The sequence below is a fragment of the Streptomyces sp. LX-29 genome, from assembly GCF_029541745.1.
Classification (GTDB): domain Bacteria; phylum Actinomycetota; class Actinomycetes; order Streptomycetales; family Streptomycetaceae; genus Streptomyces.
This window is the reverse complement of the sequence record NZ_CP089746.1, coordinates 3560669-3578946: the sequence shown is the minus strand read 5'-3', so window position 1 is coordinate 3578946 and position 18278 is coordinate 3560669. Positions and strand designations below refer to the sequence as shown.

The 18278-nt window shown below is 72.5% G+C and carries 13 protein-coding genes, 1 tRNA gene and 1 pseudogene; 11 read left to right on the top strand and 4 right to left on the bottom strand.

All coding sequences use genetic code 11. From position 1 onward, the window contains the following. The first annotated feature begins 107 nt into the window (after positions 1–107). The 9 genes and pseudogenes from LRS74_RS15265 (at position 108) to LRS74_RS15225 (ending at position 11056) form a co-directional block, all read left to right on the top strand. Positions 108–2494, top strand: a pseudogene (locus LRS74_RS15265) (DNA polymerase III subunit gamma and tau). A gap of 356 nt (positions 2495–2850) precedes the next feature. Then, positions 2851–3183: a YbaB/EbfC family nucleoid-associated protein gene (locus LRS74_RS15260; protein ID WP_277741520.1), complete on the top strand. Its 333-nt coding sequence runs from the start codon at positions 2851–2853 to the stop codon at positions 3181–3183. A 185-nt stretch (positions 3184–3368) separates the two neighbouring features. Further along, a complete protein-coding gene (gene recR / locus LRS74_RS15255; RefSeq protein WP_277741519.1) occupies positions 3369–3968 on the top strand; it encodes a recombination mediator RecR in 600 nt (199 codons plus the stop codon). Beyond that, positions 3961–4626: a DUF5063 domain-containing protein gene (locus LRS74_RS15250; RefSeq protein WP_277741518.1), complete on the top strand. Its 666-nt coding sequence runs from the start codon at positions 3961–3963 to the stop codon at positions 4624–4626. The genes recR and LRS74_RS15250 overlap by 8 nt, the downstream gene beginning before the upstream one ends. Positions 4627–4896: 270 nt before the next feature. Then, the gene (locus LRS74_RS15245; protein WP_277741517.1) at positions 4897–6177 is read left to right on the top strand and encodes an aspartate kinase; all 1281 of its coding nucleotides are present in this window, start codon (positions 4897–4899) and stop codon (positions 6175–6177) included. Beyond that, positions 6174–7244, top strand: coding sequence for an aspartate-semialdehyde dehydrogenase (locus tag LRS74_RS15240; protein WP_277741516.1), 1071 nt, complete (start codon positions 6174–6176; stop codon positions 7242–7244). Before LRS74_RS15245 ends, LRS74_RS15240 begins: the two co-directional genes overlap by 4 nt. 392 nt (positions 7245–7636) lie before the next feature. After that, positions 7637–8293 (top strand): SigE family RNA polymerase sigma factor, encoded by a 657-nt coding sequence (locus LRS74_RS15235; protein ID WP_186318972.1) that lies wholly within the window; start codon positions 7637–7639, stop codon positions 8291–8293. Beyond that, the gene (locus LRS74_RS15230) at positions 8290–9822 is read left to right on the top strand and encodes a hypothetical protein (RefSeq protein WP_277741515.1); all 1533 of its coding nucleotides are present in this window, start codon (positions 8290–8292) and stop codon (positions 9820–9822) included. Before LRS74_RS15235 ends, LRS74_RS15230 begins: the two co-directional genes overlap by 4 nt. 97 nt (positions 9823–9919) lie before the next feature. After that, positions 9920–11056 (top strand): SURF1 family cytochrome oxidase biogenesis protein, encoded by a 1137-nt coding sequence (locus tag LRS74_RS15225; RefSeq protein ID WP_277741514.1) that lies wholly within the window; start codon positions 9920–9922, stop codon positions 11054–11056. Positions 11057–11973: 917 nt separating this feature from the next. On the opposite strand, the gene LRS74_RS15220 is transcribed toward LRS74_RS15225, so the two are convergent. Further along, positions 11974–13863, bottom strand: a complete 1890-nt coding sequence (locus LRS74_RS15220) for a prolyl oligopeptidase family serine peptidase (RefSeq protein WP_277741513.1) — start codon at positions 13861–13863, stop codon at positions 11974–11976. 71 nt (positions 13864–13934) lie between these two features. On the opposite strand from LRS74_RS15220, the gene LRS74_RS15215 reads away from it, so the two are divergent. Further along, a complete protein-coding gene (locus tag LRS74_RS15215) occupies positions 13935–14777 on the top strand; it encodes a class I SAM-dependent methyltransferase (protein WP_277741512.1) in 843 nt (280 codons plus the stop codon). Between the two features lie 62 nt (positions 14778–14839). On the opposite strand, the gene LRS74_RS15210 is transcribed toward LRS74_RS15215, so the two are convergent. From LRS74_RS15210 to LRS74_RS15200, 3 genes are all read right to left on the bottom strand, one after another. Continuing rightward, on the bottom strand, positions 14840–16120 hold the full coding sequence (locus LRS74_RS15210) for a cytochrome P450 (RefSeq protein ID WP_277741510.1): 1281 nt from the start codon (positions 16118–16120) through the stop codon (positions 14840–14842). A 248-nt stretch (positions 16121–16368) separates the two neighbouring features. Next, positions 16369–16442: transfer RNA gene (locus LRS74_RS15205), tRNA-Pro, on the bottom strand. 173 nt (positions 16443–16615) lie between these two features. Continuing rightward, positions 16616–17545 carry a metallophosphoesterase gene (locus LRS74_RS15200; protein WP_277741509.1) on the bottom strand — a complete coding sequence of 310 codons (930 nt, stop codon included), beginning with the start codon at positions 17543–17545 and terminating at the stop codon, positions 16616–16618. A gap of 76 nt (positions 17546–17621) precedes the next feature. Here LRS74_RS15200 and LRS74_RS15195 point away from each other — a divergent pair, with 76 nt between their 5' ends. Next, on the top strand, positions 17622–18089 hold the full coding sequence (locus LRS74_RS15195) for a GatB/YqeY domain-containing protein (protein ID WP_277741508.1): 468 nt from the start codon (positions 17622–17624) through the stop codon (positions 18087–18089). Positions 18090–18278: the final 189 nt, after the last annotated feature.

The window sequence follows — 18278 nt, the reverse complement described above, 5'->3', positions numbered from 1 at the left end:
AGCGGAGCCCGGCGGGGCCGGTTGCGGGCTGTGGCCGGTGGTGCGATTGTGACGAGCGCCACTCGGGCGGGAGCCACTTGTCGGTGGGCCCCGATATCGTCGTATGCGTGTCGTCCCTCGCGCTTTACCGCCGCTACCGCCCGGAGACCTTCGCCGAGGTCATCGGGCAGGAGCATGTCACCACCCCGCTGCAGCAGGCGCTGCGGAACAACCGGGTCAATCACGCGTACCTGTTCAGCGGGCCGCGCGGCTGTGGCAAGACGACCAGCGCCCGCATCCTGGCCCGCTGTCTCAACTGCGAGCAGGGGCCGACACCGACGCCGTGCGGGGAGTGCCAGTCCTGCCGTGACCTGGCGCGGAACGGGCCGGGCTCGATCGATGTGATCGAGATCGACGCGGCGTCCCACGGTGGCGTGGACGACGCCCGTGAGCTGCGCGAGAAGGCGTTCTTCGGGCCGGCCTCCAGTCGGTACAAGATCTACATCATCGACGAGGCGCACATGGTCACCTCGGCGGGCTTCAACGCCCTGCTGAAGGTGGTCGAGGAGCCGCCGGAGCACCTCAAGTTCATCTTCGCGACCACCGAGCCGGAGAAGGTCATCGGCACCATCCGGTCGCGCACGCACCACTACCCGTTCCGGCTGGTGCCGCCCGGCACGCTGCGCGAGTACCTCGGGGCGGTCTGCGATCAGGAGGCCATCCCGGTCGAGGACGGCGTGCTGCCCCTGGTCGTGCGGGCCGGGGCCGGCTCGGTGCGTGACTCCATGTCCGTGATGGACCAGCTGCTGGCCGGCGCCGCCGAGGACGGTGTGACGTACGCCATGGCGACGTCCCTGCTCGGCTACACGGACGGCTCGCTGCTCGACGCCGTCGTGGACGCCTTCGCGGCGGGCGACGGCGCGGCGGCGTTCGAGGTCGTGGACCGGGTGATCGAGGGCGGCAACGACCCCCGGCGCTTCGTCGCGGACCTACTGGAGCGGCTGCGCGACCTGGTGATCCTGGCCGCCGTCCCGGACGCCGCCGAGAAGGGGCTGATCGACGCCCCTGCCGACGTCGTCGAGCGGATGCAGGCCCAGGCGTCCGTCTTCGGCGGCTCGGAGCTCAGCCGCGCGGCCGACCTGGTCAACGAGGGCCTCACCGAGATGCGCGGCGCCACCTCGCCGCGACTCCAGCTGGAGCTGATCTGTGCCCGGGTGCTGCTGCCCGCGGCCTTCGACGACGAGCGGTCGGTGCAGGCCCGCCTGGAGCGGCTGGAGCGCGGCGCCGCCGTCGCCGGTCTGGGCGGCGGAGGCGCCGCCGCCGGCCCGCCCATGGGATACGTGCCGGGGCCGGACGCCCACGCGCCGCTCACCGGACCCTCCGGCCCCGCCGCCGCCCGCGCCGCCATGGCCGCCGGCTCCGGCGCCCCGGCGCCCGCCCCTGTGACGGCCCCCGCGGCGGCCTCTCCGGCCGCCGCGCTCCAGCCCGCCGCCCCCGAGGCCCCGCACGCGGCTCCGCAACCGCCCGCCGAGCAGCCCGCCACGCCCGCCCCGGCGCCCAGTGCTCCGGTCGCGTCCGCCCCGGCGCCCGGCGCTCCGGCCCCGTCCGCCCCGCCGGCCCAGCCTGCCGGGGCGCGCCCCGGCGCCTGGCCCACGGCCACCGCGCCCGGCCAGGGGGCCGGGTCGGCCGCCGCCGAGCCCCGGCGGCCGGGTGGCTGGCCCACGGCGGCCGCGCCGGGACAGCCGGCCCCCGCCGCGCCCGCCCCCCCGCCGCGCCCGCCCCCGGCCGCCGCGCCGCCACACCGCGATCGGCAGCCCAGGGCGCGGCCCCCTCGGCCGCGGCAGCCCAGGGCGCCATGCAGGTGCGGCAGATGTGGCCCGACATCCTGGAGGCGGTGAAGAACCGCCGCCGCTTCACCTGGATCCTGCTCAGCCAGAACGCGCACGTCTCCGGCTTCGACGGCACCACGCTCCAGGTCGGCTTCTCCAACTCCGGCGCCCGCGACAGCTTCGTCAACGGCGGCAGCGAGGACGTGCTGCGGCAGGTGCTCAGCGAGCAGTACGGCGTGCAGTGGCGGGTCGAGGCGATCGTCGACCTCTCGGGCGGCGCCGGCCAGCCGGCCGGTGGCTCCGGCGGCTTCGCCGGCCCCGGCGCGGCCCCCAGCGGCGGCTTCGGCGGCGCGGGCGGCGGCTTCGGTGCTCCGGCCGCGCCCCGGCCGCACGCCGCCCCTCCGGCGCCCGCCGCGGCTTCCCAGGCGCCGAGCGGCCCGTCCGTCCCCGCCGCCTCCGGACCCGCCCCCGGACGGCCCGCGTCGGCCGGTCCCGCCGGGTCCGGCGGTTCTGTCGGCCCCGCCGCCTCGCCGGCCTACCGCGAACCGGAGCCGCCGCCGGTCGCGCCCGAGGACGACATCCCGGAGGAGGACGACCCGGACCTCGACGAGTCCGCGCTGAGCGGCCACGACCTGATCGTCCGCGAGCTCGGCGCGACGGTGGTCGAGGAGATCGCCAACGAGTAGCCCGGCCGGGGCGGCCCGCCGGCGCGCGGCTCCGCCACGGGCGCCGCGTCGACGGCGTCCGCTCGGAGGTGCGGAGTCCGCTGGCGCGGAGCCGGGTGGTTGGAGCCGGCACGCCGTAGGACCGCGTCGGAGACGAGCCGGCGCCGGAGACAAGACCGCGCCGGAGACAAGACCGCGCCGGAGATGGGACCACCTCGGCGACGAGGGAGGAGGGCGACGAGGGAGGAGAAAGAGCGGAACTCCTCCTACCACCGGGGTAGCGCGCGGTGTCCCCTCAGCACGTAGGCTCGGGCTATCGGAATGAAGAACACAGACGGACGGCAGCAGAGCCTCCCTCGACAGCCAGGAGCGCACTCGTGATCCCCGGTGGCCAGCCCAACATGCAGCAGCTGCTTCAGCAGGCTCAGAAGATGCAGCAGGACCTCGCCGCCGCCCAGCAGGAGCTGGCGGAGACCCCGGTCGAGGGTTCGGCCGGCGGCGGCCTGGTGAAGGCGACCGTGACCGGCGCCGGTGAGCTCCGGGACCTGGTCATCGACCCGAAGGCCGTGGACCCGGAGGACACCGAGACCCTCGCGGATCTGATCGTCGCCGCCGTTCGGGACGCCAACCAGGCGGCCCACGAACTTCAGCAGCAGAAGCTCGGCCCGCTCGCCCAGGGCCTCGGCGGCATGCCCGGCCTGCCGTTCTGAGCCCCAGGGCAGCCGCGGCGGCCCGGGGGACGGCCGGGAGCCGGTCGTGAGCCGCGTACGGCAGCCGTGAGCAGGCCGTACGAGAGCCCGTAAGGCCGGCGTCCCCCGGACGTTCCGCGGGCTTCCCACGGGCGTCACCCCGGCGTCCGACAGTCGCCCAGACGTTCCACGAAGGAGAGCGATCCGTGTACGAAGGCGTGGTCCAGGACCTCATCGACGAGCTGGGCAGGCTGCCCGGCGTCGGTCCCAAGAGCGCGCAGCGGATCGCCTTCCACATCCTGCAGGCCGACCCCGCCGACGTCCGCCGGCTGGCGCACGCGCTGACCGAGGTGAAGGCGAAGGTCCGGTTCTGCGTCGTATGCGGCAACGTCGCCGAGGCCGAGCGGTGCCGGGTCTGTCTCGACCCGCGCCGCGACCCGGCCGTCATCTGTGTGGTGGAGGAGCCGAAGGACGTCGTCGCCATCGAGCGCACCCGGGAGTTCCGCGGCCGGTACCACGTGCTCGGCGGGGCGATCAGCCCCATCGAGGGCGTGGGCCCGGACGACCTGCGGATCAGGGAGCTGCTCGGCCGGCTGGCGGACGGCACCGTCACCGAGCTGATCCTGGCCACGGACCCCAATCTGGAGGGGGAGGCCACCGCCACGTACCTCGCGCGCATGATCAAGCCCATGGGCTTGAAGGTCACCCGCCTGGCCAGCGGCCTGCCGGTCGGCGGCGACCTGGAGTACGCGGACGAGGTGACCCTCGGTCGGGCCTTCGAAGGGAGAAGACTTCTCGATGTCTGACGCAACCCTGCACGACACTCACCAGAATCCCGACGACTTCGCGGTTCAGATCGCCGACCAGATCGAGAGCTTCATCGTCGCGGTCACCGAGGTCGCGAAGGGCGACGAGCCGGACAGCGCTGTTCCCTTCCTGCTGTTGGAGATCTCCCAACTGCTCCTGGCCGGCGGGCGGCTGGGCGCGCACGAGGACATCGTCCCCGACGAGCGGTACGAGCCCGACGTGGGCCCGGAGCCCGACGTCGACGAGCTGCGGGAGAACTTCGCCACCCTGCTCGACCCCGTCGACGTCTACTCCGAGGTCTTCGACCCCTACGTGCCGCGCAAGGCGCCCGTCGCCTGCCGCATCTCCGACGACCTGGCCGACATCATCACCGACCTGCGGCACGGCATGGCCCACTACCGCGGCGGCCGGGTCACCGAGGCGCTGTGGTGGTGGCAGTTCTCCTACCTGTCCAACTGGGGCCCCACCGCCTCGGCCGCGCTGCGCGCGCTCCAGTCCCTGGTCGCCCATGTGCGCCTGGACAGCCCGCTGGACGAGCTCGACGGCCTGGACACCGACAGCGAGCCGGACGGTGACGAGGCGCTGGAGGAGGAGGCCGGGCGGGTCATGGCCGCGGAGATCGCGGGGCCGCTGGGCATGCGGTCCGCGCGGGGCTGACACCGGTCGGGGCGCTCGCTCGCCGTCGCGGGGCGTGCGAGCGCCGATCGGCCGCCTTCGTGCACCAGGCCGCTGTGACCTGAATTACGTTTTCGTGTGCCAGGTCGAGCAGCGGGCAGGGTCGTTGCTGAGCGGGTGCGGGGCGTACCGGGTGCGCCCCGTCGATCATGTGGTGAGCAAGTCATCTCGCTATGTGATATCAGGAGGGCGGATCCTGGTCGCTCGTTAAACTGAGTCGACCGCTTTACTAACAGTTTGCGAGGAGCGCACGTGGGCCTTGTCGTGCAGAAGTACGGAGGCTCATCCGTTGCCGATGCCGAAGGCATCAAGCGCGTCGCCAAGCGAATCGTCGAAGCCAAGAAGAACGGCCACCAGGTGGTCGTCGTGGTTTCCGCGATGGGCGACACGACGGACGAGCTGATCGAACTCGCCGAGCAGGTATCTCCGATCCCTGCCGGACGTGAGTTCGACATGCTGCTGACCGCCGGAGAGCGAATCTCCATGGCTCTGCTGGCGATGGCGATCAAAAACCTCGGGCACGAGGCGCTGTCGTTCACCGGTAGCCAGGCCGGAGTCATCACGGACGCCGTTCACAACAAAGCGCGGATCATCGACGTCACGCCGGGCCGCATTCGGGACGCGCTCGAGCAGGGCGCGGTCGCGATCGTGGCCGGCTTCCAGGGCGTCTCGCAGGTCAGCAAGGACATCACCACGCTGGGCCGGGGCGGCTCGGACACCACGGCGGTGGCCCTGGCGGCCGCTCTCGACGCCGCGGTGTGCGAGATCTACACCGATGTGGACGGCGTGTTCACGGCCGATCCGCGCGTGGTGAAGAAGGCCCGCAAGATCGACGAGATCGCGTTCGAGGACATGCTCGAACTCGCCGCGAGCGGCTCGAAGGTGCTGCACCTGCGCTGCGTCGAGTACGCCCGTCGTTACAACATCCCGATCCACGTCCGGTCCTCATTCTCCGGTCACTGGGGGACGTGGGTGCGCAACAGGCCAGAGCCTGGAGAAGGAGCAGAGGGTATGGAGCAGGCGATCATCTCCGGGGTCGCGCACGACACCTCCGAGGCCAAGATCACGGTCGTCGGCGTGCCGGACAAGCCGGGCGAGGCCGCGGCGATCTTCCGGGCGATCTCCAACGCCGAGATCAACATCGACATGGTGGTGCAGAACGTCTCCGCCGCGTCGACCGGTCTCACCGACATCTCCTTCACCCTGCCGAAGACCGACGGTCACAAGGCGATGGAGGCCCTGACCCGGGCGCAGCCGGTCATCGGCTTCGACTCGCTCCGCTACGACGACCAGATCGCGAAGATCTCGCTGGTCGGCGCCGGCATGCGGACCAACCCCGGCGTCACCGCCACCTTCTTCGAGGCGCTCTCGAACGTCGGCGTGAACATCGAGCTGATCTCGACCTCCGAGATCCGCATCTCGGTCGTGACCCGGGCGGACGAGGTCAAGGAGGCGGTCCGCGCCGTGCACACCGCCTTCGGCCTGGACAGCGAGAACGACGAGGCGGTCGTCTACGGAGGGACCGGGCGATGACCACGGCCGCCGACCGCGCCGGTCGGCCGACCCTCGCGGTGGTCGGCGCGACGGGCGCGGTCGGCACCGTCATGCTCGGCCTGCTCTCCGAGCGGGCCGACGTCTGGGGCGAGATCCGGCTGATCGCCTCCCCGCGCTCGGCCGGCCGCAGGCTGACCGTGCGGGGCGAGGAGGTCGAGGTCCTCGCGCTGACCGAGGAGGCGTTCGACGGCGTCCACGTCGCGATGTTCGACGTGCCGGACGAGGTCTCGGCGCAGTGGGCGCCGATCGCGGCCAGCAAGGGCGCGGTCGTGGTCGACAACTCCGGGGCCTTCCGGATGGACCCGGACGTTCCGCTGGTGGTGCCGGAGGTCAACGCGCACGCGGCGCGGGTCCGGCCGCGCGGCATCATCGCCAACCCCAACTGCACCACGCTGTCGATGATCGTCGCGATCGGCGCGCTGCATGCCGAGTTCGGGCTGAGCGAGCTGATCGTCTCCTCGTACCAGGCCGTGTCCGGCGCCGGGAAGGCGGGCGTCGACACGCTGCGCGAGCAGCTGACGAAGGTCGCCGGCACGGAGCTGGGCACCCAGCCCGGAGACGTCCGACGGGCCATCGGCGACCTGGGCCCCTTCCCCGGCCCGATGGCGCTGAACGTGGTGCCGTTCGCGGGCTCGCTCAAGGAGGACGGCTGGTCCTCCGAGGAGCTCAAGGTGCGCAACGAGTCGCGGAAGATCCTGGGCCTGCCCCAGCTCCGGGTCAGCGCGACCTGTGTCCGGGTGCCCGTGATCACGACGCATTCGCTGGCGGTGCACGCGCGGTTCGAGAACGAGGTCACGGTCGCCGCCGCCCACGAGATCCTGGCCGGCGCGCCGGGCGTGGTGCTCTGCGACAACCCGGCCGAGGGCGAGTTCCCGACCCCGGCGGACGTCGTGGGCACCGACCCCACCTGGGTGGGGCGGGTGCGGCGCTCGCTGGACGACCCCTGTGCGTTGGAGCTCTTCGTGTGCGGCGACAATCTGCGCAAGGGTGCGGCGCTCAACACCGCGCAGATCGCGGAGGTCGTGGCGGCGGAACTCACCGTCTGACCCGCCGCGGTTCGGTGGTCGGCCCAGTCGAGGAATCGGAACCGGGGAACGGAACCGAGTAATCGAACCGAAGAGTCGAGTCGAGGAATCGGAGTCGAGGAATCGGAGTCCGAGGAACGCGGTCGCGTGACGACCGGGAGCCTGTGAAGATTCTGTGACCAATACAATGGCCTGGACCACTTGAACTGCGCAGACGATCTGTTTGACGATGCGCTCCCCGCCTCGCTGCAACCGGCAGCGGCGCGGGGAGCGTCTTTCTGGCCGCCCCGCTCGGGCGCGGTAAAAATTGGGGCATTTGGGGAAGAGATGGTGCGCGTGGGGGCATTTGATGCATCGTCAAACGCGGCTCCGTGCGCATACAACCCTGGCGGGGAGAAGCGTGTCCAACGTGCGTGGCAGAGGTACTCGGCATCGCAACGGCCCCGGGGCGCGGCTCGACGCTGCGTCCTTCGCGTCCCCGCACGCCAGGCGGTATGCCGGTGATCGCTCCATGGCCGACCGCCCGCCCTGCGCAGGCTCCGACGGGTCGCGGGGAGACTGACGGCGCGATGGCAGTGGGCACCACAGTCGACCACCTCACCGAGACCTACCGCGCCCACTACCGGTCGCTGCTCGGTCTCGCCGCGCTGCTCCTCGATGACACCGCCTCCTGCGAGGACGTCGTACAGGAGGCGTTCATCCGCGTGCACTCCGCGCGCAACCGGGTCCGTGACCCGGAGAAGACCCTTGCCTATCTGCGGCAGACGGTCGTCAATCTCTCCCGCTCCGCCCTGCGCCGGCGCATCCTCGGGCTCAAGCTGCTCAGCAAGCCGATGCCCGACATGGCCAGTGCCGAAGAAGGCGCGTACGAGCAGCTGGAGCGCGACCAACTGATCAAGGCGATGAGAGGACTGCAGCGCCGCCAGCGCGAGGTCCTGGTGCTGCGTTACTTCGCCGATATGACCGAGGCCCAGGTCGCCGAGACGCTCGGCATATCGCTCGGCTCGGTCAAGGCGTACGGCTCGCGCGGCATCGCGGCGCTCCGCGTCGCCATGGAGGCTCCAGCATGAACGACAGGACCAACCGGCCGGACGCGGGCGACCGCGACCGGCGACACCAGCACGACCCGGACCCGGAACAGGGCCTGGAACAGGGCCGAGACCGGGGCCGGGACCGAGGCGAGGGCACGGACCTGGACCAGGACCCGGGCCAGGGCGACGGCCGCGGCACGGACCTGGGCCGGTCTCTCGGGGCCGACGCGGCCGAGGAGCGGAGCTCCGAGCGCCCCGCCGCCGAGCCGACCACGAAGCCGGCCGAGCCGTTCGCGGGACCGGAGCGCGCCCCGGCGGGCGACGCCGACCGCGCCAATGACGCCGATCGCGGCAGTGACGCCGGCCTCGGCAGTGACGCCGAGCATGGCAGCGAAGCCGACCGCGCCAGCGAAGCCGACCGCGCCAGTGAGGCCGAACGTGGCAGTGAGGCCGAATGTGGCAGCGACGCCGGCCGCGACGGCGACGCCGACGGCGGTGGCTCCGCCGGCGGCCACCCGCCGTTGCTGGACGAGGGCGCGCTGAGGCGACTGCTGCACGGGGCCGTGGGCGACCTCGAACCCCGACCCGACGCCCTGGAACACCTGCATCGCGCCGTCCCCGCCCGCCGTACGCGCCGTCGACAGGCCCTGGTCGGAGCGGCGGCCGCGGTAGTGCTCGGCGGGGCCGCTATGCCCGCCGTGGTGCACGTGGCCGCCACCGTCACCACCTCTGACGACCGTTCCGCCAACACCGCCTCCAGCCACCGCACCCCCGGGGTGCAGGGCGGAGCGCACGGCGAGGGCAGCGACGGCGGAGAGACCGGCATGCCCGCCAGCCACCGTCCGGACAAGGACGAGAAGGAGAAGAAGAAGGACAAGGAGAAGCACGACCCGACGAAGAAGCCCGAGGACAAGGAGGAGTCCGGCGCCCCCGTGCCCATCCCGACGGGAACGCTGAACGCCACCTCGCCCACCTGTACCCGGGCCCAGCTCGGCAACGGCACCGCCTCTGCCGGCGCGGCCGACGCCGAGGGTCGCGTCTACGGCTCCTTCCGCGTCGTGAACATCTCCGCCGTCCCCTGTGCCGTCGACGCCGGCGGCACGGTCAGCGCCACCGCGCAGGGCGCGGCGGACGCCACCAGGATCGCGGTCCTGGACCACACCGCGGGCGACGCGGCGAGCCAGCTCCCCGACCCGTCCAGCGAGCCCGGCAAGCTGATCCTTCAGCCGGGCGCGGCCTACCAGGTCAAGTTCGCGTGGGTCCCGGCCGCCGGCGGCGGTACCTCCGGTTGCCAGACCACCGGCGCCTCGCCGACCCCCGAGCCCAGCGACTCCGCGACGGGCGCCGTCCCCGAGGAGCAGCCCACGCCGCAGGAGCCCACCGGTGGCGAGGAGACCGGCGGCGGCACCGACGGCGGCGGCGAGACGGGAGGGACCGGCGGCGAGCAGCCCGAGGCGAGCGTGCAGCTCAGCTACACCCCGGACGCGGGCGACCCGGCCGCCGCGAGCACCACGCTGACCAGCGCCTGCGCCGGCACCGTGTACCGCACCGGGATGCTGGAGGGCTAGCCGGCCGCGCCCGGCGCCCTTGCCTTCGGCGCCTTTGCCGCTCGACTCCCGCGCCCCCGGCGCAGGGAACCCCGCGCGGGGCCCGTACCGTGGTGGTGTGTATCGGTTTCTGCTGACGCCTCGGTGGTGGGCACTCAACATCTTCACCGTGCTGTCGATCGTGGTCTGCGTGGTGCTGGGCAGCTGGCAGCTGAGCCGCTTCGAGGCGCGCGTCGACTCCCACAAGAAGCAGCAGAACCGCGCGTCCGACGCCCAGGAGGCCGAGGCCGCACCGCTGCGGAAGCTGCTGCCGGTCACCAAGGAGACCTCCGGCCGGCTGGCGACCGTCACCGGGCGCTACGACGCCGAACACCAGTTGCTCGTCCCCGACCGCCGGCTCGACGACCGCACCGGCTTCTACGTGCTGACGCTGCTGCGCACGGACGCCGGCGGCGGCGCTGGCCAGGACGCCGCCAAGGGGGCAGGCCGGGAGAAGGCGCTCCCCGTCGTGCGCGGCTGGCTCCCCGGCGACGCCGACGACAGGGCGGCCACAGCCAAGGTGCCCGCGCCGCCCTCCGGCGAGGTGACGGTCACCGGTGCGCTCCAGGCCTCGGAGAACCGCGGCACCGACGGCGTACGCGCCGAAGGCGGACTGCCCGAAGGCCAGCTCGGCATGATCAGCGCGGCCTCGCTGATCAACGTGGTGCCGTATGACGTGTACGACGCATGGGTCACCTCCTCCAAGACCACCGGAGCCCTGCGCCCGGTGCCGCCGGCCGCGGCAGAAGGCACCGGCCTGGACCTCAAGGCGTTCCAGAACCTCGGCTACACCGGTGAGTGGTTCGTCTTCGTGGGCTTCGTGCTCTTCATGTGGTTCCGCCTCTTCCGCCGCGACGCCGAGGCCGCGCGCGACCTCGCCCTGGGCATCGTCCCCGCCGACGCCGGCACCCCCGCCCCGACCGCGGCGGGCTCATCCGACGACGAAGGCGCCGACGCCACCCCCGCCGCCCCAGGCCCCAGGAAGCCGGCCGACTCCGGCGCGGGATCGGTCTCTGGAGCGGACTCGGCCCCGAGCGAGGATCCCGCGGCCTCCGGAGCGGACTCGGCCTTGGAAGCGGACCCCGCGGCCCCCGGAGCGCAACCGGAACCGGCGGCGTCTGGGGCGGATACGGCGCCCTCCGGCGCGAAGCCGGAGCCGGCTGCCTCTGGAAAGGCGTCGGCGACCTCGGGCGCGGGCGCGACCACTTCCGAGTGACGCCGGCGCAGCCCGGTGGCGTCGACCCCGCGCAGCCCGGTGTCGATCCGGCGAAGCCCTGTGCCGATCCCGCGCAGCCCAGCGTCGACCTGGTGCAGCACGGTGTCGGACTGGCAGAGAGCGGGCGGCCTGGAGCCGGTGGAAGCCGGTGCCGGGCCTACGGAGCCGGTGTGGGGCCGGCGATAGCCCGGCGCGGAGGGTCGCACCACAGTGGGCCGTGTGACCGGGGGCCAGCAGCCCGGCTCGGGCGCCGAGGCCGTTTTCGCCTTCGCCTTCCCCTTCGCTGACGACGCCCCTCGCCCGGGGCCTACACCGCCTGCGCCCGGACAACGCGCCCCCGGGGCCGGGCGCCGCCGTCTCCAAGCCGACCCGTGCGTTTCGCTCCTGCGGCCGACGCCCGCGAGCCGCCCGACCGACTCCGAGCGGGGCCGCTCCCGATCCCGCGGGTCATGCCCGGCTGCCTCCGAGCCGCGTCCGCACGCCCGAGCCGCGTCCGCACGCCCGAGCTGCGTCCGCGCGAGCTGCGTCCGCGCGAGCTGCGTCCGCGCGAGCCGCGTCCGCGCGAGGCGGGGTGCCCCGCCGTCGGCGGTCGCCAAGGCGGCGGCCAGGCACCCGCTTCAGGGACTCAGCCCTGCCGCTCCACCGCCTACCTCCGCCTCCCTGCGCCGTGCCCCAGAAAGGCGCGGGCTGCGCTCTCTGGCCTCCCGGGAGCGGCCCCCGGTACCCAGGCGCGGCCCCGGTGTCCCGGGGCCCGCCTGACGGCTCGGAAGCGCCTTGCCGGCGCGGGAGGCGGCGTCCCGGGGGCGTGCGGGGCGAGCCCGCGCTCGTTCCCGGCGGCCGGGGGCGGGCGGCGCCGCCTCGCAATCGGGCTCGCCCGCCCCCAGCCGTCGGTCCGGACGGTGTCCGTCCGGCGGCCGTCAGCTCAGGCGGCTCAGGTGACGCTGGGCGAACTCGATCTCCAGCCGGAGCTGCTTGATCCGCTCCTCGACGACGAGCGAGCCGTGTCCGGCGTCGTAGCGGTACACCTCGTGCGGGGCGCCCCGCCGCTCCAGCCGGGTCACGTAGTTCTCGATCTGGCGTATCGGGCAGCGCGGGTCGTTGACGCCGGCCGAGATGTAGACGGGCGCCCGCACCTGGTCCACGTAGGTCAGCGGGGAGGACGCCTCGAACCGCTCCGGGACCTCCTCCGGCGTGCCGCCGAAGAGGGTGCGGTCCAGCGCCTTCAGGGCCTCCATCTCGTCGTGGTAGGCGGTGACGTAGTCGGCGACCGGAACCGCCGCCAGGCCCACCGCCCACGCCTCCGGCTGCGTACCGAGGCCCAGCAGCGTGAGGTAGCCGCCCCAGGAGCCGCCGGCCAGGACCAGCCGGCGGGGGTCGGCCAGCCCCGAGGCCACGGCCCACTCCCGGACCGCCGCGATGTCCTCCAGCTCTATGAGCCCGATGCGGTGCTTGAGAGCGTCCGTCCACTCCCGTCCGTACCCGGTGGAGCCGCGGTAGTTGACCCGCACCACCGCGAAGCCGTGGTCCACCCAGGCGGCCGGACCGGCGGCGAAGGCGTCACTGTCGTGCCACGTCGGCCCGCCGTGGATGTCGAAGACGGTCGGGAAGGGGCCCTCGCCCTCGGGCCGTTGCACCAGCGCGTGCACCCGGCCGCCGGGCCCCTCCACCCAGGCGTCCGTGACCGGCACCGATTCCGGGGCCCTGAGCCAGGAGGCGGCGTCCGCACGCCCTGCGCCGCTCTGGGCGACCACGGCGCCCGCGGCGCCCTCGGCGGGCGGCTCCAGCACGATTCGCCCGCTCGTGGAGCGCACCTGGGGCGGATGGGCGGCCGAGGACCACAGGTACTCGACCGTGCCGTCCGGCCGGGCCGTGGCGCCGGATATGGTCCCGGCCGGGGTCTCCACCGCGGTCAGTTCGCCGGAGCCCAGGTCGTACCGCCACAGCTCGCTGCGCGCCTGATAGCCGTGCTCCACCAGCAGCGCCGAACCGTCCGGGTACCAGTCGACGCCGACGTCACCCGGCAGCTCGATGGCGAGCGCGGTCTCCTCGCCCGTCAGCGGGTCCCAGATCACCGGCTCCCAGCGGCCGCGGCGCTGGTGCCCGACCAACAGCCGGGAGTCCCCGGCGACCGGCGCGAAGCCCATCACCGAGAGCCCGAGCTCCACCGCGCCGCCCTTGGTGTCGTCCAACTCGGCGACAGTGGTGCCGTCGCGCCGCACCACCCGGATCGCCGAGTGCATCGCGTCGCCGTGCTCGGTGTGCTCTATCGCGATCAGCGCGCCGTCGTAGGAGAGATCGCCGACCCCGGCCGACTCCCGGTGGCGGTAGATCTCCCGCGAGGCGCCGTCCGGCTCCACGACGTGGAGGGTGGAGCCGTCCTCGTCGGTGGAGCGGCCGACGATCGCCGTGCCGTCCCGGCCGAGCGCGAGCCCGGCCGGATACGACGGCGCCAACGGCGTCGCGGGCTCGTCCTCTTCACCCTCGGGACGCCGGGAGTCCCATCCGGAGAACGGCTGGCGCCGCCATATCCCGAACTCGTCGCCGTCGGTGTCGGAGAACCACCAGATCCACTCGCCGTCCGGCGACAGCACCCCGCCCGTCGTCCCGTTGGGCCGGTCCGTCGCCTGGCGTTGGACACCGGTGGTCCGATCCCAGGCGTACAGCTCGTACGTGCCCGTCGCGTTCGATACGAAAAGCGAGCGGTCGGGGGCGTCCTCCGCCCAGTCCGGCAGCCCTACTCGCGGCGCTCGGAAGCGCTTCTCCCAGTCCGGCATGGACTCCGGGATGGATCCTGTGCTCTCAGCCATGCCCCCCATTCTGCGCCGCCGCGCAGACAACTCGCTGGTGTCGCCGCGCGCCTGTGGATAACCTCCGGCACATGCACCGATCCATGCCGCGGGACGACACGGCGGGCGACTGGCGTGAGACCAACCGAGCCCTGTGGGACCAGCGCGTTCCCGAGCATCTGGTCAGCGACTTCTACGACCTCGCGGCCTTCCGAGGTGGCCGGGACTCGCTCCGCGACTTCGAGGTCGCCGAGGTGGGGGACGTGACCGGCCGCTCCCTGCTCCACCTTCAGTGCCACCTGGGCCTGGACACCCTCTCCTGGGTCCGGCGCGGCGCCGCCCGGGTCGTCGGCCTGGACTTCTCCGAGCCGGCTGTCGAGGCCGCCCGCGACCTCGCCGCCGAGCTCGACCTCGGCCCCGACCATGCCTCGTTCGTGACCGCCGACGTCTACGACGCGGTCGAGGCGGTGCCCGACTCCTCGTACGACATCGTCTACACCGGCGTGGGGGCGCTCTGCTGGCTGCCCGACATCGGCCGCTGGGCCGAGACCGCCGCCCGTCTCGTGGCCCCCGGCGGTTTCCTCTACCTCGCCGAGTTCCACCCGCTCACCGACGCGCTCGACGAGGAGACCGGATCGCGGGTGACATACGACTACTTCAGCCGTGAGCCGTGGATAGAGGAGAGCGCGACCGGCTACGTGGACTCCGCCGGCATGTCCGGTACCCACCGCAGTGTGGAGTGGCAGCACCCGCTGGGTGACGTCGTCTCCGCGCTCGCCGCGGCCGGTCTCCGCATCGACTTCCTGCACGAGCACGACATGACGCTCTTCGCTCGCTTCGACGCGCTTCGCCGCGACGCCGACGGCTATCACCGCCTGCCGGCGGACCGCCCTCGCATCCCCTTGATGTACTCGCTGAAGGCCAGCCGTGGGTGATGACGGGCACCGGTCCGGCCCGGGGCGTGGAGTCCTGCCCTGACCCGCACGGGCTCCGCCCGCTACCCGTGCAGCCGCAGCGGCAGCGCGTCCACGCCGTAGACGATCGAGAGCTTGCGGAACGACAGCTCCTCCGGCGCGACCGCCAGCCGCATGTCCGGGAAGCGTCGCACCAGTGCGGGGAGCGCGGCCCGCAGCTCCATCCGGGCCAGCTCGGCGCCGATGCAGCGGTGGATGCCGAATCCGAAGGCCAGGTGGGACGCGCCGGCCTCGCGGTGCGGGTCGAAGCGCTCCATGTCCTCGCCCAGGGCCGCGTCGCGGTTGGCTCCGCTCAGCGAGCACAGCATGAAGTCGCCGCGCGCGATCTTCGTGCCGGCGATCTCCATGTCCTCCTTGGCGAAGCGCGGGAAGGCCACCTGGACCACCGTCAGATAGCGCAGCAGCTCCTCGATGAACGGGTCGACCGCGTCGTCGCGGTCGCGCAGCGCCGCGAAGTGCTCCGGGTGCTGGAGCAGCACGAGGGTGCCCAGCGCCAGCATGCTCGCGGTCGTCTCCAGGCCGCCGGTCAGCACTCCGTCGGCGAGACCGGTGAGCTCCTCGTCCTCGATGTCGTCGCCGTGCTCGCGAACGATCATGCCCAGCAGTCCGTCGCCCGGGTTCTCGCGCTGCTTCTTCACGATGTCGCGCAGATACGACAAAGAGTCGGATATGACGCCGAATGGGGCATTTGCTCCGCCGAATAGGTCGAACCGCGCGGTGCTCAGCTTCTGGAACTCGTCACGGTCCTCGTACGGCACGCCCAGCAGCTCGCATATGACGAGCGAGGGGATCGGGAACGCGAACACCTCCACCAGGTCCACCGGCCCGTCGGCCGCGGCCATCTCGTCGAGTCGTTCCTCCACGAGGGAGTGAATGCGCGGCGTCAATCGGTTCAGTCGGCGCATCGTGAACTCCGGTGTCAGGAGACGCCGCAATCTTGTATGCGTCGGTGGATCACTGAAACCCAGCCCGCCGGGATTCTGCTGAGCGGAAATTCCGGCATTCCCCGCAATGTTGGTGAAATCGGTGCTGAAGGCGTTCGTCTTTCCGAGGACCGCCTTGCATTCGGCGTGACCCGTGACGAGCCAGCCATTCATCCCGAACGGCAGCGAAAGCTTGCTGATCGGCTCCTGGGCGCGCCGTGTGGCCAGCGCCGGCACCGGATCCACGCCGTCGCGCCGCAGCGGCATGAGCGTGGACTCCGACAGAAAAGACATCTTGGACAGGTCGAGGCCGTTCCTCTGCAATCTCGAAAAGTACTTGCGGCTGACCCAGGAGACGATGTTTGAGCGGAGAGTCGACATGCGCGCAATACTGCCTGCCGCCGCTCAGGGACCGGTAAGCGGCCCGAGAATCCGCCGGCGGCTGTAGGTGGCAGAAGTTGATTCCGGCAACGGCTTTATCGAATCGCCTTCCGGGCGTGACGGTGACGCGATCGCGGGCGCCGTCGAACGGGTGCCGAGACGATCCGAGCATGTTCCCCCGGAGGCAGGGCGGGGATGCCGGACATAAGCGAGAGGCCCGGTCCAATGGACCGGGCCTCTCGTGCCAGTCGGGGTGGCGGGATTTGAACCCACGACCTCTTCGTCCCGAACGAAGCGCGCTGCCAAGCTGCGCTACACCCCGAAGCAACGAGCTCTACTTTAGCCCACGTCGCGCCAGAGACGAAATCCGGTTTCGAGGCCGGGCCCGCGGGTCGCTTCCCCGCCGCTTCCGGGTCGCTTCCCCGCCGCTTCCGGGTCGCTCTCGGATCGCTTCCGAGGTCGGCGCAGGGGTCGGCACCGGCGCCGACCCCGAGCTCAGTCCCGGGGGGTCAGCGTGAGCAGGGTGGCCTCGGGCGGGCAGGCGAAGCGGACCGGGGTGTAGCGGTTGGTGCCGCAGCCGGCGGAGACGTGGAGGAAGGAGGTGTGGCCGCCCGCGGTGTGGGTGGACAGGCCCTTGACCCGGCCCGTGTCGATGTCGCAGTTGGTGACCAGCGCTCCGTAGAAGGGGATGCACACCTGCCCGCCGTGGGTGTGCCCGGCGAGGATCAGCGGGTAGCGGTCGGCGGTGAAGGCGTCCAGCACACGCAGGTACGGGGCGTGGACCACGGCCAGCGACAGGTCCGCGTCGGCCTCCGGGCCGCCCGCCACCGCGTTGTAGCGGTCTCGCTTGATGTGCGGGTCGTCCAGGCCGGTCAGAGCGATCTCCAGGCCGCCGTCCAGCTTCAGCCGGCCGCGGGTGTTGGTCAGGCCCACCCAGCCCGCGGCGTCGAAGGCGTCGCGCAGGTCCTCCCACGGGTTGTGGATGGCGCCGACCACCGGCGGGTTGCCGTTGAGCCCGTGCCGGCCGCTGGCCTTCTCCAGCAGATAGCGGGCGGGGTTGCGCAGCTTCGGGCCGTAGTAGTCGTTCGAGCCGAAGACGTACGCCCCGGGGAACTCCATCAGCGGGCCCAGGGCGTCCAGCGTCTCGGGGACACCCTCGGTGTCGGAGAGGTTGTCTCCGGTGTTGATGACGAAGTCGGGGCGGAGGCCGGCGAGCGACTGGAGCCAGCGCTGCTTCTTCCGCTGTCCGCTGACCATGTGGATGTCGGAGACCTGGAGGACGCGCAGCGGTCGCATCCCACGCGGCAGCACGGGCACGGACACCCGTCGGAGCCGGAAGGAGCGGACTTCGAAGCCGACGGCGTAGGCGAGGCCGGCCGCGCCGACTGCCGTGATTCCCAGGGGTACTCCGTAACGAGCGCGCATGGTCCCCATGGTCCCAGACCTGCGACGGCGACGAAATCTTCGGGTGATTCCCGACCGGTGCTGGCAGACTCAGTCCATGACCACCACGCTCAAGGACAGGCTGCAGGCCGACCTCACCGCGGCGATCAAGGCGCGCGACGAACTGCGCTCCTCCACGCTTCGGCTCACCATCACCGCGATCACCAAGGAGGAGGTGGCGGGCACGACCGCCCGCGAACTCTCCGACGCGGAGGTGGAGAAGATCGTCGCGCGGGAGGCCAAGAAGCGCCGCGAGGCCGCCGAGGCCTTCGAGCAGGGCGGCCGCGCGGAGCAGGCCGAGCGGGAGCGGGCCGAGGGCGAGGTGCTCGCGGAGTACCTGCCGAAGCCGCTGACCGACGAGGAGCTGGACGCGCTGGTCGCCGCCGCGGTCAAGGAGGCGGCCGAGGGCGGTGCCGAGGGCCCGCGCGCGATGGGCGCCGTGATGAAGATCGTGAACCCCAAGATCGCCGGCCGGGCCGAGGGCGGCCGGGTGGCGGCCGCGGTGAAGCGGCACCTCGCCGGCTGACCCTTTCGAACGTCGTCGTCCCACCCCTTTCGACCGCGTTCCGGCCGCGCGATCAGGCCCGCTTCGTCCGGGCCGGTCGACCGCTCGGTCCTTCGGCCGGTCGGCCGTTCCGGTCGCCCGCTCCGTCCTGGCCGGTCGGCCGTTCCGGTCGTCCGATCGTCCGTCCCGCGCTGGGCCGGCGCCATTAAG